The sequence below is a fragment of the Streptomyces sp. NPDC058284 genome (genome assembly GCF_042881135.1).
Lineage (GTDB): Bacteria > Actinomycetota > Actinomycetes > Streptomycetales > Streptomycetaceae > Streptomyces.
In genome coordinates this window covers 135,445-152,096 of record NZ_JBHVYE010000003.1, presented here as the reverse complement: position 1 = coordinate 152,096, position 16,652 = coordinate 135,445, and the positions used below count along the sequence as shown (strand labels likewise).

At 71.1% G+C, this 16,652-nt stretch carries 15 protein-coding genes and 1 riboswitch; of the genes, 5 read left to right on the top strand and 10 right to left on the bottom strand.

Annotation, left to right across the window (positions count from 1 at the left end; all coding sequences use genetic code 11):
* The first annotated feature begins 73 nt into the window (after positions 1-73).
* The 3 genes from ACFVYR_RS06660 (at position 74) to ACFVYR_RS06650 (ending at position 4,338) form a co-directional block, all read left to right on the top strand.
* Complete coding sequence (locus ACFVYR_RS06660; protein WP_384249213.1) at positions 74-592, top strand: GNAT family N-acetyltransferase; 519 nt, start codon at positions 74-76, stop codon at positions 590-592.
* 54 nt (positions 593-646) lie between these two features.
* Positions 647-777: riboswitch (cobalamin riboswitch) on the top strand.
* A gap of 130 nt (positions 778-907) precedes the next feature.
* Entirely contained in the window at positions 908-3,316 is a 2,409-nt protein-coding gene (locus tag ACFVYR_RS06655; protein ID WP_384249215.1) for a ribonucleoside-diphosphate reductase subunit alpha, read from the top strand.
* On the top strand, positions 3,316-4,338 hold the full coding sequence (locus tag ACFVYR_RS06650) for a ribonucleotide-diphosphate reductase subunit beta (protein ID WP_384249217.1): 1,023 nt from the start codon (positions 3,316-3,318) through the stop codon (positions 4,336-4,338). The genes ACFVYR_RS06655 and ACFVYR_RS06650 overlap by 1 nt, the downstream gene beginning before the upstream one ends.
* A gap of 77 nt (positions 4,339-4,415) precedes the next feature.
* Here the strand turns inward: ACFVYR_RS06650 and ACFVYR_RS06645 are convergent, their stop codons facing one another.
* From ACFVYR_RS06645 to ACFVYR_RS06600, 10 genes are all read right to left on the bottom strand, one after another.
* On the bottom strand, positions 4,416-5,792 hold the full coding sequence (locus ACFVYR_RS06645; RefSeq protein WP_384249219.1) for a cytochrome P450: 1,377 nt from the start codon (positions 5,790-5,792) through the stop codon (positions 4,416-4,418).
* Positions 5,789-6,913 carry an epi-isozizaene synthase gene (cyc1, locus tag ACFVYR_RS06640; protein ID WP_384249223.1) on the bottom strand — a complete coding sequence of 375 codons (1,125 nt, stop codon included), beginning with the start codon at positions 6,911-6,913 and terminating at the stop codon, positions 5,789-5,791. Before cyc1 ends, ACFVYR_RS06645 begins: the two co-directional genes overlap by 4 nt.
* A 301-nt stretch (positions 6,914-7,214) precedes the next feature.
* Positions 7,215-7,871 carry a peptide deformylase gene (def, locus tag ACFVYR_RS06635; protein WP_384249225.1) on the bottom strand — a complete coding sequence of 219 codons (657 nt, stop codon included), beginning with the start codon at positions 7,869-7,871 and terminating at the stop codon, positions 7,215-7,217.
* 63 nt (positions 7,872-7,934) lie between these two features.
* Positions 7,935-8,915: a tetratricopeptide repeat protein gene (locus ACFVYR_RS06630; protein ID WP_384249228.1), complete on the bottom strand. Its 981-nt coding sequence runs from the start codon at positions 8,913-8,915 to the stop codon at positions 7,935-7,937.
* Between the two features lie 126 nt (positions 8,916-9,041).
* On the bottom strand, positions 9,042-10,310 hold the full coding sequence (locus ACFVYR_RS06625; protein ID WP_384249230.1) for an HD-GYP domain-containing protein: 1,269 nt from the start codon (positions 10,308-10,310) through the stop codon (positions 9,042-9,044).
* Positions 10,307-11,653 carry an HD-GYP domain-containing protein gene (locus ACFVYR_RS06620; protein WP_384249233.1) on the bottom strand — a complete coding sequence of 449 codons (1,347 nt, stop codon included), beginning with the start codon at positions 11,651-11,653 and terminating at the stop codon, positions 10,307-10,309. Before ACFVYR_RS06620 ends, ACFVYR_RS06625 begins: the two co-directional genes overlap by 4 nt.
* A gap of 131 nt (positions 11,654-11,784) precedes the next feature.
* Positions 11,785-12,105, bottom strand: a complete 321-nt coding sequence (gene rsrA / locus ACFVYR_RS06615; protein ID WP_384249236.1) for a mycothiol system anti-sigma-R factor — start codon at positions 12,103-12,105, stop codon at positions 11,785-11,787.
* Positions 12,102-12,785 (bottom strand): sigma-70 family RNA polymerase sigma factor, encoded by a 684-nt coding sequence (locus ACFVYR_RS06610; RefSeq protein ID WP_384249240.1) that lies wholly within the window; start codon positions 12,783-12,785, stop codon positions 12,102-12,104. Before ACFVYR_RS06610 ends, rsrA begins: the two co-directional genes overlap by 4 nt.
* A gap of 231 nt (positions 12,786-13,016) precedes the next feature.
* The gene (locus ACFVYR_RS06605; RefSeq protein WP_384249243.1) at positions 13,017-13,667 is read right to left on the bottom strand and encodes an alpha/beta family hydrolase; all 651 of its coding nucleotides are present in this window, start codon (positions 13,665-13,667) and stop codon (positions 13,017-13,019) included.
* A 1-nt stretch (position 13,668) separates the two neighbouring features.
* Positions 13,669-14,484, bottom strand: a complete 816-nt coding sequence (locus ACFVYR_RS06600) for an SOS response-associated peptidase (protein WP_384249246.1) — start codon at positions 14,482-14,484, stop codon at positions 13,669-13,671.
* A 49-nt stretch (positions 14,485-14,533) separates the two neighbouring features.
* Here ACFVYR_RS06600 and ACFVYR_RS06595 point away from each other — a divergent pair, with 49 nt between their 5' ends.
* Together ACFVYR_RS06595 and aroA are read left to right on the top strand one after the other, a co-directional pair.
* On the top strand, positions 14,534-15,256 hold the full coding sequence (locus ACFVYR_RS06595) for a M50 family metallopeptidase (protein ID WP_384249249.1): 723 nt from the start codon (positions 14,534-14,536) through the stop codon (positions 15,254-15,256).
* Positions 15,257-15,291: 35 nt separating this feature from the next.
* Positions 15,292-16,638: a 3-phosphoshikimate 1-carboxyvinyltransferase gene (gene aroA / locus ACFVYR_RS06590; RefSeq protein ID WP_384249252.1), complete on the top strand. Its 1,347-nt coding sequence runs from the start codon at positions 15,292-15,294 to the stop codon at positions 16,636-16,638.
* Positions 16,639-16,652: the final 14 nt, after the last annotated feature.

Below are 16,652 nucleotides of genomic sequence, written 5' to 3'. Positions count from 1 at the left end.
TTCCCCGCAAGTGACGTTGGGCCGCCGGAAAACCGGCGGCCCTTTGTCGTACCCGTGTTGCACACTGCGCCCCATGGACATCACCATCAGGCGGGCACACCCCGCGGAGCACGAGGCGCTGGGCGATCTCACCGCGCGGGCCTACCTCGACGACGGACATCTGGACCACGGAGCGGAGGACCGCTATCTGGCCGTGCTGCGGGACGTGGCGGGGCGCGCGGCGCACGCCGAGATCCTGGTGGCCGTGGCGGACGACGCGGCCTCCCGCGAGCTGCTCGGCGGCGTGACCTTCGTGCCGTCCGGCGGCCCCATGGCCGACATCGCGCGGGACGGCGAGACGGAGATCCGCATGCTGGCGGTCTCGCCCGCGGCGCGCGGCCGCGGTGTCGGCGAACTCCTGGTGCGGGACTGCGTCCAGCGGTCCAGGGACGCGGGCCGCGACCGGCTCGTGCTGTCCTCCTCGCCCACCATGCGCACCGCCCACCGGCTCTATGAACGTCTCGGCTTCATACGCACCCCGGAGCGCGACTGGTACCCGATCCCGGGCCTGCCGCTGCTCACCTACGCGCTGGAACTCCCGACCGCACCTTAGACCCTGCCTATGCGAGCCGACACAAGATGTGGGCCTGCTTCAGAAGCACGGCACAAGATGTATGCTCATGCTCGCTGTCGCCGCAGGGGAATCCGGTGCAAGTCCGGAACTGTCCCGCAACGGTGTACGTGTACGCATTTGTCGTACCCGGAGTCCGAAGACCTGCCGGCAGTGCACCCGTGCCGTCCGGCCCGGGTGCCGACCGTCCGGGCCTCGTGGAATGGGCCGGTGGACGCGGTACGCCACCCTGCCCGGGTGCGCCCGTGTGTGCCGTCCTCTCCCCCAGGCCCAGAGCCGAGCGAGGGAGAGCTCCACGTGACCATCGCGCCTGCCGAACCTGCGTCAGCGCTGTCACCACAGCCCACCGACAGCACTGTGGGTACCGACGCGCCAGGGACCGCGCTGCTGCGCACCCTGACCGACCTCACCGCCGATCTCCCCGACGCCGACGCCGGCCGGGTGGCCGCCGCCGCGCTGCGCGGCCGCTCCACCCGGGCCGACGTGGCCGAGCTCAGGGAGCTCGCGACCGAGGCGGCCGCGGGGCTCATCTCCGAGGACCCGGCGTACTCCAAGCTCGCGGCCAGGCTCCTGTCGATCGGCATCCGCGAGGAAGCCGCTACCCAGGGCGTGCGCTCCTTCACCGAGTCGATCGCGGTCGGCCACCGCGAGGGCCTGATCGCCGACCGCACGGCGTCCTTCGTCACCGAACACGCGGCCCGGCTCGACGCGCTCGTGGAGAGCGCGCTCGCGGACGGCGCCGACTTCCGCTTCGGCTACTTCGGCCTGCGCACGCTGCACAGCCGCTACCTGCTGCGCCACCCGATCACCCGGCAGGTCATCGAGACGCCGCAGCACTTCATGCTGCGCGTCGCCAGCGGGCTCGCGGAGGACTCCAGCGTCCGGGCCGTGGACGAGGTCGCCGCGCTGTACGGCCTGATGAGCCGCCTGGACTACCTGCCGTCCTCCCCCACGCTCTTCAACTCCGGCACCCGCCACCCGCAGATGTCCTCCTGCTACCTCCTCGACTCGCCCCTGGACGAGCTCGACTCCATCTACGACCGCTACCACCAGGTCGCGCGGCTCTCCAAGCACGCGGGGGGCATCGGCCTCTCGTACTCCCGCATCCGCTCCCGCGGCTCGCTGATCCGCGGCACGAACGGGCACTCCAACGGCATCGTGCCGTTCCTCAAGACGCTGGACGCCTCGGTCGCCGCGGTGAACCAGGGCGGACGCCGCAAGGGCGCCGCCGCGGTCTACCTGGAGACCTGGCACTCCGACGTCGAGGAGTTCCTGGAGCTTCGCGACAACACCGGTGAGGACGCGCGCCGCACCCACAACCTCAACCTCGCGCACTGGATCCCCGACGAGTTCATGCGCCGGGTCGCCGCCGACCGGGACTGGTCGCTGTTCTCGCCCTCCGACGTGCCCGACCTCGTCGACCTGTGGGGCGAGGAGTTCGACGCCGCCTACCGCGCGGCGGAGGCCGCCGGGCTCGCGAAGAAGACCCTGCCCGCGCGGGAGCTGTACGGCCGCATGATGCGCACCCTCGCGCAGACCGGCAACGGCTGGCTGACCTTCAAGGACGCCGCCAACCGCACCGCGAACCAGACCGCCGAGCCCGGTCACACCGTGCACTCCTCCAACCTCTGCACCGAGATCCTGGAGGTGACGGACGACGGCGAGACGGCCGTCTGCAACCTCGGCTCGGTGAACCTCGGCGCGTTCGTCGACCCGGCCGCGCAGGACATCGACTGGGAGCGGCTCGACGCCACCGTCCGCACCGCCGTCACCTTCCTCGACCGCGTCGTCGACATCAACTTCTACCCGACCGAGCAGGCCGGGCGCTCCAACGCCAAGTGGCGCCCGGTGGGCCTCGGCGCGATGGGCCTCCAGGACGTCTTCTTCCAGCTGAAGCTGCCCTTCGACTCCCCCAAGGCGCGCGCCCTGTCGACCCGGATCGCCGAGCGCATCATGCTTGCCGCGTACGAGGCCTCCGCCGACCTCGCCCAGCGCAGTGGCCCGCTCCCCGCCTGGGAGAAGACCCGCACCGCGCGCGGTGTCCTGCACCCCGACCACTACGACGTGGAACTCACCTGGCCGGAGCGCTGGGCGGCGCTGCGCGAACGCATCGCCACGACCGGCATGCGCAACTCGCTCCTGCTCGCCATCGCGCCGACCGCCACCATCGCGTCCATCGCGGGCGTCTACGAGTGCATCGAGCCGCAGGTCTCCAACCTCTTCAAGCGCGAGACGCTGTCCGGCGAGTTCCTCCAGGTCAACGCCTACCTGGTGGATGAGCTGAAGCGGCTCGGTGGCTGGGACGCGCAGACCCGCGAGGCGCTGCGCGAGGCCAACGGCTCGGTGCAGGGCTTCGACTGGATCCCCGCCGAGGTGCGTGAGCTGTACCGCACCGCGTGGGAGATCCCGCAGCGCGGCCTGATCGACATGGCCGCCGCGCGCACCCCGTTCCTGGACCAGGCGCAGTCGCTGAACCTGTTCCTGGAGACGCCGACCATCGGCAAGCTCTCCTCGATGTACGCGTACGCCTGGCAGCAGGGCCTGAAGACCACGTACTACCTGCGTTCGCGCCCCGCGACGCGCATCGCCCGCGCGGCAGGCGGGCCGAACGCCGCGAGCGCCACCCCCGTCCCCCAGCAGGCGGCCGACCCCGACGCCGTCGCCTGCTCCCTGGAAAACCCCGAGTCCTGCGAGGCCTGCCAGTAATGAGCACCACGACCAACAGCGAGAAGAACCTCCTGGACCCGGGCTTCGAGCTGACCCTGCGCCCCATGCGCTACCCGGACTTCTACGAGCGGTACCGGGACGCGATCAAGAACACCTGGACCGTCGAGGAGGTCGACCTCCACTCCGACGTCGCCGACCTCGCCAAGCTCTCGCCCGGCGAGCAGCACATGATCGGCCGCCTGGTCGCGTTCTTCGCGACCGGTGACTCGATCGTCTCGAACAACCTGGTCCTCACGCTCTACAAGCACATCAACTCCCCCGAGGCCCGGCTCTACCTGAGCCGCCAGCTCTTCGAGGAGGCCGTGCACGTCCAGTTCTATCTGACGCTGCTCGACACCTATCTGCCCGATCCGGAGGACCGCGCGGCGGCCTTCGACGCGGTCGAGGAGATCCCCTCCATCCGCGAGAAGGCCCAGTTCTGCTTCAAGTGGATGGACTCGGTCGACCAGCTCGACCGCCTGGAGTCCCTGGCCGACCGGCGCCGCTTCCTGCTCAACCTGATCTGCTTCGCTGCGTGCATCGAGGGCCTGTTCTTCTACGGCGCCTTCGCCTACGTCTACTGGTTCCGCAGCCGCGGCCTGCTGCACGGCCTCGCGACCGGCACCAACTGGGTGTTCCGCGACGAGACGATGCACATGAGCTTCGCCTTCGACGTGGTCGACACGGTCCGCAAGGAGGAGCCGGAGCTCTTCGACGACGCGCTTCGGGAGCAGGTCACCGACATGCTCAAGGAGGCGGTCGAGGCCGAGCTGCAGTTCGCCCGCGACCTGTGCGGCGACGGCCTGCCGGGCATGAACACCGACTCGATGCGCGACTACCTGCAGTGCGTCGCCGACCAGCGGCTGCAGCGCCTGGGCTTCGCGCCGGTCTACGGCTCGGAGAACCCCTTCTCCTTCATGGAGTTGCAGGGCGTCCAGGAGCTGACCAACTTCTTCGAGCGGCGGCCCTCCGCCTACCAGGTCGCCGTCGAGGGTTCGGTCTCCTTCGACGACGATTTCTAGCCTGGCGCGGTAGGCCCGCGGTATGTCCGCGGTGTGCCCGCCCCGTCGCTCAGGACGGGGCGGGCACGCCCGTGTGCTCAGCGCGGCCGGGCACGCAGGACGAGCCGCCTGGGGTGCAGGGTGATGCCGATCCGCGTACCGGTGTCGGTCTCCTTGACCCGCTCCAGGCGCCACTTGGGGGCCACCGTCCCGAGGATCAGGGCGAGTTCGGCCAGGCTGAAGTGGTCTCCCGGGCACTTCCTGTTGCCGACGCCGAACGGCATCATCGCGAACTCGGGGATGTCCGCCGCGCGTTCCGGATTCCAGCGGTCCGGGTCGAACTCCAGATTCCGCTCGAAGGAACGCGGGTCGCGCTGCATCGCGTAGACGCTGTAGACGAGGTCCGCGTCCGCCGGAATCGAATAGCCTCCCAGCTCGGTTTCGGCCACGGACCTGCGCGTGAATATCCAGGCGGCCGGCCGTATGCGCATCGCCTCGGTGACGACATTGCGAGTGTGCGGCAGGTCCTTCAGATCGGCGAAAGTGATCGCCCGGTCCGGGGCCACGGCATTTACCTCTTCAACCAACCGCCTTTCCTGCTCCGGGTGTTCGGTGAGCAGATGGAACGCCCACGCCAGCGTCGACGCCACATTCTCCGCACCCGCCACGACGAGCGAAACGACGTTGTCGTGGATCTCCTGGTCGGCTATGGGCGCTCCGGTTTCGTCCCTTGCCCGCAGCAATTGCGCGAGCAGATCGTCCGGGCCGCCCGGCCCGGCCGCGCGGCGTTCCGCGACGATCTCGTCGACCAGCGCGTGCAGATCGGCGAGCGCCCTCTCGAAGCGCCGGTTGGCGGGGGTCGGCACCCGGTAGAGGGGCCCGACGGAGAGCACCATCCGGCGGTAGAGGCCCTCGAACACGGTGTGCAGCGAGTCGGCGATGCGGTCCGCCTTCTCGCCGATCGAGTCGACCTCAAGGAGCGAGCGCGAGACGATGCGCACGGCGGTGCGGAACATCTCCGCGCTCACGTCGACCGTGGCGCCCGGCCGCCAGCGGGCCGCCGTGGCCCGCGCCTCCTCCTCCATCACCTTGGCGTAGTCGGCGATCCGCTCGGGCCGGAACGCGGGCTGCATCATGCGCCGTTGCCGCCGGTGCAGCTTGCCGTTGCTGGTCGCCACGCCCTTGCCGAGGAGCACCTCCAGGGTGTCCCAGAGCGGCCCGCCCACGATGTACTCCGGGTCCTTCAGCATGGCGCCGACGAGCTTCGGATCGCAGACGGCGTACGCCGTCCGGGGCCCCAGCCTGATCCGTACGAGATCGCCGTGGTCCCGCAGCGCGGCGAGGAAGCCGAGCGGGTCGCGCACCAGGTGCCAGGCGTGGCCGAGCAGCGGCACACCGCCCCGGACGAGGGGCGGGGTGCGCAGCGGACCCGGCCCCGGGGTGGCCGGAGCGGGTATCGCGGATTCGACGCTCATTCCTCACCTACCAGTTCGTTTTCCGCCAGTCCGTCTTCCGTCACATACGGGGGTATGGACCTGTCGTCCCAGCTGTCCACCCGATAGCGACCGGATTCGTGATGGAACCAGTACACGGAAGAGAACCAGTTCCGCATATTGAAGACGCAGGATCCCACCGCGTCCGCGAGTTCCCTTCCGTGTTCACTACCGTCCGCCATTGAGTCGGCGAGCAGAAGCACTTCACGCTCCGCTTCGATGAATTCCATGACGCACTGACTGACGCGTCTGTGGACTTCCCGCACGGCCTCCTCAAGCGTCATTCCCTTGTGGTGGATGAGGCTGATCCCGAGATTGTGCAGCTCGTCCCCCGCGAGTTCTTTCGGGAGCGAGCACAGGTCGTTGTACCAGGCCGAGAAATCCTGGGTCGCCCGTGCCGCCCGCCGGTAAGCGGGGTGTTTCCGTACCGCCTCCGGCAGTTCGCGCCCCGCGGTCGGTTCGAGGAGGTCGATCCAGGCCCAGTGCGCGAACGTGAGCCGGCGCAGCTCGATGTACGCCTCGACCGTGGGCACCGTGCCGGCGCACCGGTTCCTGAACTCCTCGTCGTACGCCTCGATCACCGGGTGGAAGTGCCTGGCGAACCGGGCGTTCCAGCTGGGGCCGAGGAAGGAGTACAAGCGAAGGACGCAGTCCGCGAAGCCCGCGACCAACGGGTCCTTGTGGTGCAGGTATCGCCGGGGGTCGTTCAGGGCGCCGTGCAGGCCTCGGCACAGCCGCCGCCACTGGGGGGCTCTGCCGTGCACCGAGTCCCGGTCGTGCCGGTCGTCCCACGCGAAGAACCAGCTGCTGAGGTCCGCTATAGCGGTGAGCAACTCGTCGGGCGCGCCAATGTAGTAGCCCGCGACCAGGTCGGTGTAGCAGAGGCTGTCCGCGTACCGTTCGACCTTGTCCGGGGGCATCAGGCGCATTTCGCGCAACCAGGTCCTGGACTTCTCCTGAAGCTTTGGCCAATACGGGTGCAGACGACGAGGGAACGCTGCTTCGATCACCGGAACGGCCAGTGCCGGCGGGACGGTTACCACCGGTGTGCGTGGCTGTGTGTGTGGTTGTGTCGGTGAAGTGCTTCCGGAATATGCAGGCACGAACGGACCCCTTTCAGCCGCCTGAGGACACGCGCCCCTTCCGCCGTGCCGGGCGCGCGCCGTTGCGTATCCCCGCGCTTTCCATTCAGCACCACAACTGACCGTTCAGGGAACAGATTTGCGCCATTCACTACCCCCCAGTGCCGAGAACATCCACGTACGTGACTGAATATGGATCACTGGAAGCCTGATTTGCTCGCACAGGCGAGCGGTTCACGCCAACAGCCCCTGGTCAGGGGTGATCCCCGACCAGGGGCCGCTCGTGTCGCACCGTTCCCACGCCGCTCAGGCGCCGCGGGGGTCAGTCATTCGCCACCACGGGGTAGCGCGGAGTGCCCTCTTCCATCTGGCGCAGCGCCTCCTTGCGCTCCCTCTTGGAGAGGCGGTCGATGTAGAGGTACCCGTACAGATGGTCCGTCTCGTGCTGCAGGCAGCGCGCGAAGTAGCCGGTGCCGCGCACCTTGATGGGGTTGCCCTTCTCGTCCTGCCCGGTCACCTCGGCATAGTCGGGGCGGGCCAGGTCGGCGTAGGCGGTGGGGACGGAGAGGCAGCCCTCGCCGGAGTCGTCGAGGCGGCGCTTGTCGGCGGGCAGCTCGCGCAGCACCGGGTTGCAGACCACCCCGACGTGCCGCACGCCGTCGTCGTCCATGCAGTCGTAGACGAAGACCTTCAGATCGACGCCGACCTGGTTGGCTGCGACGCCCACGCCGTTGGCCACCCGCTGGCTCACGAACATGTCGTCGATCAGGCTCGCGAGCTCGTCGTCGAAGGCCGTGACGTCCTTGCACTCCTTGTGCAGGACCGGGTTCCCGACGACCGTGATCGGCCGGTACGTACCGCGCTCGCGGTAGGCCGTCTCCCGCTCCTCGCAGTTCTCGGTGTCGATGACGAAGCCCTCGTCGTCGACGGGGAGGACCCCGTCGCCGCCGATGGCCTGCTGCTCAGTGTCCTGCGCCATGTCCGCCGTACGCCTTCCGTGGAACCCTCAAGAGTTTGTGCCGGTACAGCCTACGGCGAAGTGTCAGCAGACCTCTTCGAGATCCCGCCAGTCGCGGGAATCCGGGCTGTCCGCCACCCACCCGTCCAGGAGCCCCCGCACCAGGGCGGCCGGGGCCGCGAGGCCGCACTCGCGCTCCGGCACCCAGAGCGCGCCGGGGCTGCGGTGCCCGAGCGGTCCCGGATGGCCCGGCTCGCTGTGGTCGTGCGGGTCCAGGTGCTCGCCGTCGCCCTCGTCGCTCGGCATCCGGGACTCCGAGCACATCCGGCAGAGCAGCCGCACGGAGGACGACCAGTCCTCGGCGGCGAAGCCCGCGTCGGCGGCGAGCCGCTCCAGGGCGTCCCTGTCGTCCTCGGTGGCGGCCTCCAGGAGGACCACCCAGGTCGGCACGGGCGAGGGCGCCCACAGCTCGATCTCGTCGAACACGGGGTAGGAGTGCCCGGCGGCCGTCGTGCGCTCGCCGTGCGGGACGCCGTCGTGCAGGACGACCTCGCCCCAGCGGCGCCCGGAGGACGGCAGCGGGATGGAGAGGACCTCCATGCGGGCCGGGTCGAGCCGCCGGCCCCACACGACCTCGGCCTCGCCCTCCGGGGAGAGCCGCACGGCCGCGCTGCCGAGCTCCATGCCCGTCGGCTCGCCGGACGCGGCCACCCCGCCCGGCACCCGCAGGCCGTACGCCTGCCAGGCGCGGCGGGCCAGCGGCCAGTCCTGGAGGGCGGTCGCCGCGATGCCGACGTTCCACCAGTCGGGGGCGCCGGCGGAGCGGTCCAGGAGCGCGACGGCGCGCAGCCCCGCGGCCCGCGCCTGCTCCCAGTCGTGCCGGAACTTGTGCAGCAGGGCCAGGTTGAACCAGGACTCGGACAGCCAGGGCTCGAGATCCGCCGCACGCGTGAGCAGCGCCCCCGCGTCCTCGTACCGGCCGTCGCCGATCAGCGTGAACGCGCGGTCGGTCGCCTGCCGCCATGAGGCGGAGGGCCGGTGCCGTCCCTTGCCGAAGATCCTCACGATTCCCGCCTGATTCCCGCCTGCCACGTATGCGTAGGTCGCGTCTCGTCCGGGCGCGGCGTCGGGCCCGTGCCCCCGTGCACCCTCTTCTTCGCATCCAACCACGTACGGTCGGACGGCCGCTCATTACCCATGGGTTACCCAGCCCGACGCGAGGTAAGGCTCCCTGGACAGCACCCTCGCCAGCGACTCCACGACTTCCGGCTGGTAGTCGTGGCCGGTGGCGAGGCGCAGCCGCTCCAGGGCCCGCAGGGGGCCGTCGAGCGCCCCCGAGGGTCCTTCTCCCCGCGCCATCTCGTCGTACGCGTTCGCGGTGCGCACAATACGTGCGGTGAGCGGCTGCTCGCGATACGGATCGGCCTGCCGCTCCACGACGACGGCGACGGCGGCGTCCACCCCGGTCTGGCGTACGACGGCGCCGCCGAGCAGGGCTATTCGGCGCTGTTCCGCCTCGGGGAGCGCGGCGGTGGCGCCCGCGGGGACGGGGTCGACGAGGGAGAGCTGGCCGATGTCGTGCATCAGGGCGGCGTGCTCGAGGACGGTCAGGTCCGACGCGGAGAGCCCGAGGTCCCGCCCCACGGCCCGGCTCAGCCCCGCCACCCGGTGGGCGTGCCCCTGCGGGGTGTACCCGGCGATCTCGGTGGCCCTGGCCAGCGAGGCGATGGTCTGCCGGTAGGTCGCCCGCACGGCCGCGTACCGCCGGAAGGACAGCTGGGTGAGCAGCAGCGGCAGGCTGAAGACCGGCAGCGCCCAGAGCCCCGCCACGGCCACCGCGAGCGCCATCACGGCGCCCGTCGCGCAGACGGCGGAGCCGATCCCGAGCGTGCCCCGCAGCTCCTCGCGCAGCAGCGGCCCGAACGGCCACCGGGTGCGGGCGCGCGCCGTCACGGCGGCGAGGACGGCGTCGCAGAGCGCGGTGAGGACCAGCAGGGCGACGCTGACCAGCACGAAGTAGGGGCCGTGCCCGAACCACTCCCGCAACTTGCCCGAGTTGTACAGGGGTTGGAAGCAGGCGGCCGCGAAGCCGACGGTCAGGACGCGGCGCGCCAGGTGGTCGAGCGTGTGCCCGCGGCCGAGCGCCACCTGCGGCACCGCGCCCACCAGCGCCGCCGCGACGACCACCGCGATCACCTGGAGCACGCCGTGGTGGGTGGCCCGTCCGCTGTTCTCGCCCAGCAGGGCGTACGCCAGTGCCCCGGCGGCGCCGAGCGGCGCGGACTCCCTGCCCTGCCCGCTCCCCCACCGGGCCAGCTCGCCCAGGGCGATCAGCACCCCGAAGGCGAGCGCGACCCGCCCTTCGGCGACGCCGTGCCGGAGGGTCCAGAGCAGGGCGGCGAGGGCGAGCAGTCCGGCCAGGCAGGTGACGGTCGGGGGCAGGCGCGAGGAGGCCCTCACCGGGCGGCCGGGCGGGAGAGCGCGGAGGCCGTCGGCACGGTCCCGGCAGGCACGTTTCCGCCCTGGTCCGGCACGTCCGCGGTGACCTCGGGGTGCCAGCCCTCCCGCTCCAGGGCCCGCGCGAGGGCGCCGACCATCTCGGGGTCGAACTGTGCCCCCGCGCACCGCGAGAGCTCCGCCACGGCGGCCTCGACGGGCCGGGCCCGCCGGTAGGACCGGGTGGAGGTCATGGCGTCGAAGGCGTCGGCCACCGCCACCACCCGCGCGCACTGCGGAATCTGCGCCCCCGCGAGGCCGTACGGGTAGCCGCTGCCGTCGATGCGCTCGTGGTGGTGCAGGATCGCCGCCCGCGCCTCTCCCAGAAAGCCGATGCCGCGCACCATCTCGTGGCCGTACTCGGGATGCAGCTCGATGATGCGCCGCTCCTCGGGCGTCAGCGGCCCTTCCTTGCGCAGCAGCCGCGTCGGCACGCCGAGCTTGCCGACGTCGTGCAGGATCCCGGCGAACCGCAGGACTTCGACGCGCTCGTCGTCCATGCCCAGCTCACGGGCGATCATGACGGAGGCGCGGCCGACCCGCTCGCTGTGGCCGCGGGTGTACTTGTCCTTGATGTCGACGGCCTGCACGAGGGCCCGGATGGTGGCCTGGTGGGCGGCCCGCTCGCGGTGGTACTGCGCGAAGACCCAGCAGGAGACGCCCATCGGGAGCAGTACGAGCAGGGCGGCCGGGGGCCCGTAGGGGCTGGCCCAGAGCACGGCCATCATCAGCCCGGCGAGGCCGTGCACGGTGACGGGTGCGAGGCTGCGCAGGAAGAGCCCCCGCCAGGCGGTCCGGGCCGGCACGCGCTCGGCGGTCACGAGGATGCCGCCGTCCAGCGCGGCGAGCACGCAGGAGAAGGCGAGTACGGCTGCTCCTGCGGGCCACAGGACGTACGGGAAGTCGGGCGCGGCACCGGCGGCGGGCCCGCCGAGCAGGCCGTACACCCACGCCGAGACCCAGGCGGCCAGGGCGAGTTGGGCGCCGCGCCAGAGGCGACGCACCCACCGGGGGTGCCGGTCGACGCGGGCGAGGAGGGCGCCCGGCAGGGCGACGAGGGCGGCGCCCTGCGGTGGCAGCAGAAACACCCCGGCGAGCAGCACGGGGAAGAAGGTGCCGAGGCCGCGCGGGGCGCGACGGCCGACGAAACCGCACCGCGTGAGCTGCTCGCAGCCGGCGAAGAGCGCGGCGAGGAGGAGGACGGCGGGCCACGAAGGGTGGGTGCCGGGCGCGGGCGTGGCGCAGGCGCCGCCGGTCAGGGCGACGCACAGGATGTAGACGCGGGCCCGCACCGGCACCGACCGCATGGAGCACTCCTCCCCGTTCCAGGTCCGGAGACTAGAACGGAGACCCCCCGGCCGGCGCCCGGCTGCCGTTAATTAGCACGTTCGAGTGACGGGAGGGGAGAGAAGGAGAGAGAGGGGAAGAGGAGGTGGGGTCAGGCCTCCGAGGCCGTCACGTCCCGCGGGAGGTCCTGCGTGACGTCCTGGTCGGGCACGGTCTGCCCCGAGCGGATGAGGTCGATACGCCCCATGACCTTGGCCCGCAGGTCGACCGGTACGTCGTCGGAGCCGCAGCAGCGCTTGACCAGCTTCTTGACGGCCTGCTCAAGGCCGTACTTCTCCAGGCACGGGGAGCACTCCTCGAAGTGCGTCTCGAACTTGGTGCAGTCGCTGTCCGGCATCTCGTGGTCCAGGAACTCATAGAGATGGTCCAGGACTTCACTGCAGTCAGTCTCGTGCGGCTCTCCGCAGCTCATGAGCCCGAGCCTTTCGTTCCGTTCGACTCCCCGGCGCCGGCCGGGACGAGCCCGCGCTCACGGGCGTAGTCCTCCAGCATGCCGCGCAGTTGGCGACGGCCCCGGTGCAGCCGGGACATCACCGTACCGATGGGTGTCCCCATAATGTCCGCGATCTCCTTGTACGCAAAGCCCTCTACGTCGGCCAGATAGACGGCGATGCGGAACTCCTCGGGGATCGCCTGCAGCGCCCGCTTCACGTCCGAGTCGGGCAGATGGTCCAGCGCCTGCGACTCGGCCGAGCGCAGACCGGTGGACATGTGCGACTCGGCGCGCGCCAGCTGCCAGTCCTCGATCTCCTCGGCGGCGCTGCGCTGGGGCTCGCGCTGCTTCTTGCGGTACGAGTTGATGAACGTGTTCGTGAGGATCCGGTACAGCCACGCCTTGAGGTTGGTGCCCTCACGGAACTGGTGGAACGACGCGTACGCCTTGGCGTAGGTCTCCTGCACCAGGTCCTCCGCGTCCGCCGGGTTGCGCGTCATGCGCAGCGCCGCCGAGTACATCTGGTCGAGGAACGTCAGCGCGTCCCGCTCGAAGCGGGCCGTGCGCTCCGCGGCTGTCTCGGACCTCTCGGCGCTCTCTCGGGGCTGCTCCGCCTGACCGCTCTCGGTCCCTGCGTCGGTCCCAGTGACCGGACCCACCTCCTCCAACGACGTGGCGAGGCCGAAAGCAGCCCCACTCGAATCGGAGGATAGACGACGATCCGCTCCCCGCGCCGCCCGAATAGATGCGGTTTTGGGTGCGCTCAACACCGTCCACTCCAGGTCAGAGGCGCTGGAGCGGTTCGGGCAGATGGTCGAACCCATGCGGCGGACTCCCTCTCGTACGAACAGCTACCGACGGCGTTCGCCGTCTGTTCGCGACAACAGAGGTCACCCGCCCAACATTCCCGTCCAGTGGGCCACGGCGTCCGTGATCCGCTTCACTGCCTCGTCCTGGCCGGTCCCGGCCCGCTTCGGGACGGCGAATCCGTGATCCCCGTAAGGGATTTCCACCAGTTCGTACGTTCCGCCGTCCGGGAACTCGGCGGGCCTGCCGAACGGGTCGTTGCCGCCCTGCACGACGAGCGTGGGCACGCCGGTGGAGAGCAGTTCGCCGGCCCGGGACTTCTCCGGCCTGCCCGGCGGATGCAGCGGGAAGCTGAGGGCGAGCACGGCGGCGGCGCCCAGCTCGCTCGCCGTGCGGCAGGCGACACGGGCGCCCGCGCTGCGCCCGCCGGAGACCACGGGCAGCCCCTTCTTCTCCAGCGCCGGCCAGATCCCCCGCCACCCCGTGTCCAGCGTCTTCGGCGCGGGCGCCAGCTTCTTCCCCGCGACCCGCCAGGGCTGCTCCACGAGGGCGACGCTCACTCCGTGCCCGGGCAGCACGGCGGCCAGCGCCTGAAGGTCCCGGGCCTCGATTCCGCCACCGGCGCCGTGGCTGACGGCGAGGAGGAGGCGGGCCTTCTCCGTGGCGGGGTGCCAGGTGATGCGCGCCGTACCGGCGTCGGTCTCTACGGTCTCGCTCCGCGTTGCGTGGCTCACGTCAGAAGAGTGTGCCCTCTTCCGGTCCTTCCAGCTCCTTCAGGAGCTCGGGGCCGTTGTTGCGGACGTTGCTGACGGCGGTGGAGACGGGGTAGGCCCGCATCAGGCCGTGCGGTGGCGGTTCCAGGAGGGTGCGGAGTTCGTCGGGGTCCGTGCGGGAGGGGTCGAGCCAGGCGTCCCAGCGGTCGGGCGTCAGCATCAGCGGCATGCGCGGGTGGATGTCCGCGAGCGAGCGCGGGCCCTCCTCGGAGGCGACCGCGAGGGGCGCGGTCTCCGCCTCCGTGGTGATCACCGTGCACGTCACCCACCAGGCCAGGGGGTGCTCGTCGGGCAGCGTCCGGTCCCGCCAGAACTCATAGAGCCCCGCCATGGCGAAGACGGAGCCGTCGGCGGGCGTCACGAAGTAGGGCTGCTTGCGCGGCCGCTTCTTCTTGCCCTCGACCTCCAGCTGCCGTTCGTCGGGCGCGGTCACCCACTCGTAATAGCCGTCGGCCGGGATGACGCAGCGGCGGGAGGTGAAGGCGCGGCGGTAGGAGGGCTTCTCGTGGACGGTCTCCGCGCGGGCGTTGATCATCCGGGCGCCGCCGTCGGGCGTCTTGGACCAGGAGGGGACGAGGCCCCACTTCAGGGTGCGCAGCTGGCGAACCGGAGCCGGGTCCCCGGCGTCTTTCAGGGGACGGTCGAGGACCGCGTAGACCTCTTTGGTGGGGGCCACGTTGTAGTCGGGGGCCAGTTCTTCCGCCGGCTCCCACTTCTCGATCTCGAAGACGGCCGCGAGATCCTCCGGCCTACGACTGGATGCATACCGTCCGCACATACGTGCCAGACTGCCAGACCGCGTACGACCCGAGGGAGCCGTCCCAGTAATGGAAAGCACCGCCAGCGCCAGCCTGACCGACCTCTGGGACCGAGTCTTCGGCACCCAGGCCGCGCCGGAACAGTGGCTGGTGATCGCGGCGGGTGTCGTGGCCCTGGCCGTCGTCGTGCCGCACAACATATGGCGGCTCGCCCGCAACGCCATCACCATCGCGCACGAGGGCGGCCACGGCCTGGTCGCCCTGCTCACCGGGCGGCGCCTCGACGGCATCCGGCTGCACTCCGACACCTCGGGTCTGACCGTCTCGCGCGGCAAGCCGTCCGGCCTCGGCATGATCCTCACCGCGGCCGCGGGATACACCGCGCCGCCCCTGCTCGGCCTCGGCGGCGCGGCGCTGCTCGCCGTCGGGCACATCACGGCGTTCCTGTGGCTCGCGACCGCGCTGCTCGTCGTGATGCTGGTGATGATCCGCAACGCGTACGGCGCCCTGACGGTGGTCGTCACCGGCGGCACGTTCCTGGTCGTCTCCTGGCTCGGCACCACCGACGTGCAGGCGGCGTTCGCGTACGCGGTGGTGTGGTTCCTGCTCCTGGGAGGCGTACGTCCCGCCTTCGAGCTGCAGTCCAAGCGCAGCCGCGGCGGCGCGGGCGACTCGGACGCGGACCAGCTCTCGCGCCTCACGCACGTCCCGGCCGGCCTTTGGCTCTTCCTCTTCCACGCCGTCTCGCTCTGCTCGCTGATGGGCGGAGCGCGCTGGCTCCTCGACGTCTGAGGGCCTCTCCCCGGCCAGCCACTAAAGTGAGGTGCATGACCGAAACCCCGGCGCACACCGCCCTCTGGCCCGCCCCGCACGCAAGCGGAGCCGTCACCGCGACGGTCCACGTCCCCGGTTCGAAGTCGGTCACCAACCGGGCGTTGGTCCTGGCCGCGCTGGCCGCCGAGCCGGGCTGGCTGCGCCGCCCGCTGCGCTCCCGCGACACCCTCCTGATGGCGGGCGCGCTGCGTGCGATGGGCGTCGGCATCGAGGAGACGGTGTCGTCGAGCTCCGCGGTCGCCGGTGGCGCCGGTGCCTCCGGCGAGGCGTGGCGCGTGATCCCCTCGCGGCTGCACGGGCCGTCCACGGTCGACGTCGGCAACGCCGGCACGGTCATGCGCTTCCTGCCCCCGGTCGCCGCCCTCGCCGACGGCCCGGTCCGCTTCGACGGCGACCCCCGTTCGTACGAGCGCCCCCTGCACGGTGTCATCGACGCGCTGCGCGTGCTCGGCGCCCGCATCGACGACAAGGAGGGCAGCCGTGGCGCGCTGCCGCTGATCGTGCACGGCGGTGGCGCCCTGGAGGGCGGCAGGGTCGAGATCGACGCCTCGTCCTCCTCGCAGTTCGTGAGCGCCCTGCTGCTCTCGGGCCCGCGCTTCAACCAGGGCGTGGAGGTGCGGCACGTGGGCGGCGCGCTGCCGTCCATGCCGCACATCCGGATGACGGTCGACATGCTCCGCGCCGTCGGCGCCCAGGTGGACACCCCGGAGGCGGGCGGCGAGCCGAACGTGTGGCGGGTGGCCCCCGGCGCCCTGCTCGGCCGCGACCTGACCATCGAGCCCGACCTGTCGAACGCCCAGCCGTTCCTCGCCGCCGCCCTGGTCACCGGCGGTACGGTGACGATCCCCGACTGGCCGGCCCGCACCACGCAGCCCGGCGACGCGCTGCGCCGGATCTTCACCGAGATGGGTGGTTCCTGCGAACTGACGGAGCAGGGCCTGGTGTTCACCGGATCCGGTGCGATCCACGGAATCGACGTGGACCTGAGCGAGGTCGGCGAGCTCACCCCCGGCATCGCGGCGGTCGCGGCCCTCGCCGACTCCCCCTCGACGCTGCGCGGCGTCGCCCATCTGCGCCTGCACGAGACGGACCGCCTGGCCGCGCTCACCAAAGAGATCAACGGTCTCGGCGGCGACGTGACCGAGACCGCCGACGGCCTGCACATCCGGCCGCGCCCGCTGCGCGGCGGTGTCTTCCACACCTACGACGACCACCGCATGGCGACCGCGGGCGCGATCATCGGCCTCGCGGTGGAGGGCGTGCGGATCGAGAACGTCGCGACGACGGCGAAGACCCTCCCTGACTTCCCCGACCTCTGGACCGGAATGCTCGGGAACTGACGGGCGGATCGAGA

Bases quoted from the DNA above. Each gene is read 5' to 3' on its own strand.
- ACFVYR_RS06660 (WP_384249213.1), top strand. From the start codon at position 74: ATGGACATCACCATCAGGCGGGCACACCCCGCGGAGCACGAGGCGCTG.
- ACFVYR_RS06650 (WP_384249217.1), top strand. From the start codon at position 3,316: ATGAGCACCACGACCAACAGCGAGAAGAACCTCCTGGACCCGGGCTTC.
- ACFVYR_RS06645 (WP_384249219.1), bottom strand. From the start codon at position 5,792: ATGAGCGTCGAATCCGCGATACCCGCTCCGGCCACCCCGGGGCCGGGT.
- def (WP_384249225.1), bottom strand. From the start codon at position 7,871: ATGGCGCAGGACACTGAGCAGCAGGCCATCGGCGGCGACGGGGTCCTC.
- ACFVYR_RS06620 (WP_384249233.1), bottom strand. From the start codon at position 11,653: ATGCGGTCGGTGCCGGTGCGGGCCCGCGTCTACATCCTGTGCGTCGCC.
- rsrA (WP_384249236.1), bottom strand. From the start codon at position 12,105: ATGAGCTGCGGAGAGCCGCACGAGACTGACTGCAGTGAAGTCCTGGAC.
- ACFVYR_RS06600 (WP_384249246.1), bottom strand. From the start codon at position 14,484: ATGTGCGGACGGTATGCATCCAGTCGTAGGCCGGAGGATCTCGCGGCC.
- ACFVYR_RS06595 (WP_384249249.1), top strand. From the start codon at position 14,534: ATGGAAAGCACCGCCAGCGCCAGCCTGACCGACCTCTGGGACCGAGTC.
- aroA (WP_384249252.1), top strand. From the start codon at position 15,292: ATGACCGAAACCCCGGCGCACACCGCCCTCTGGCCCGCCCCGCACGCA.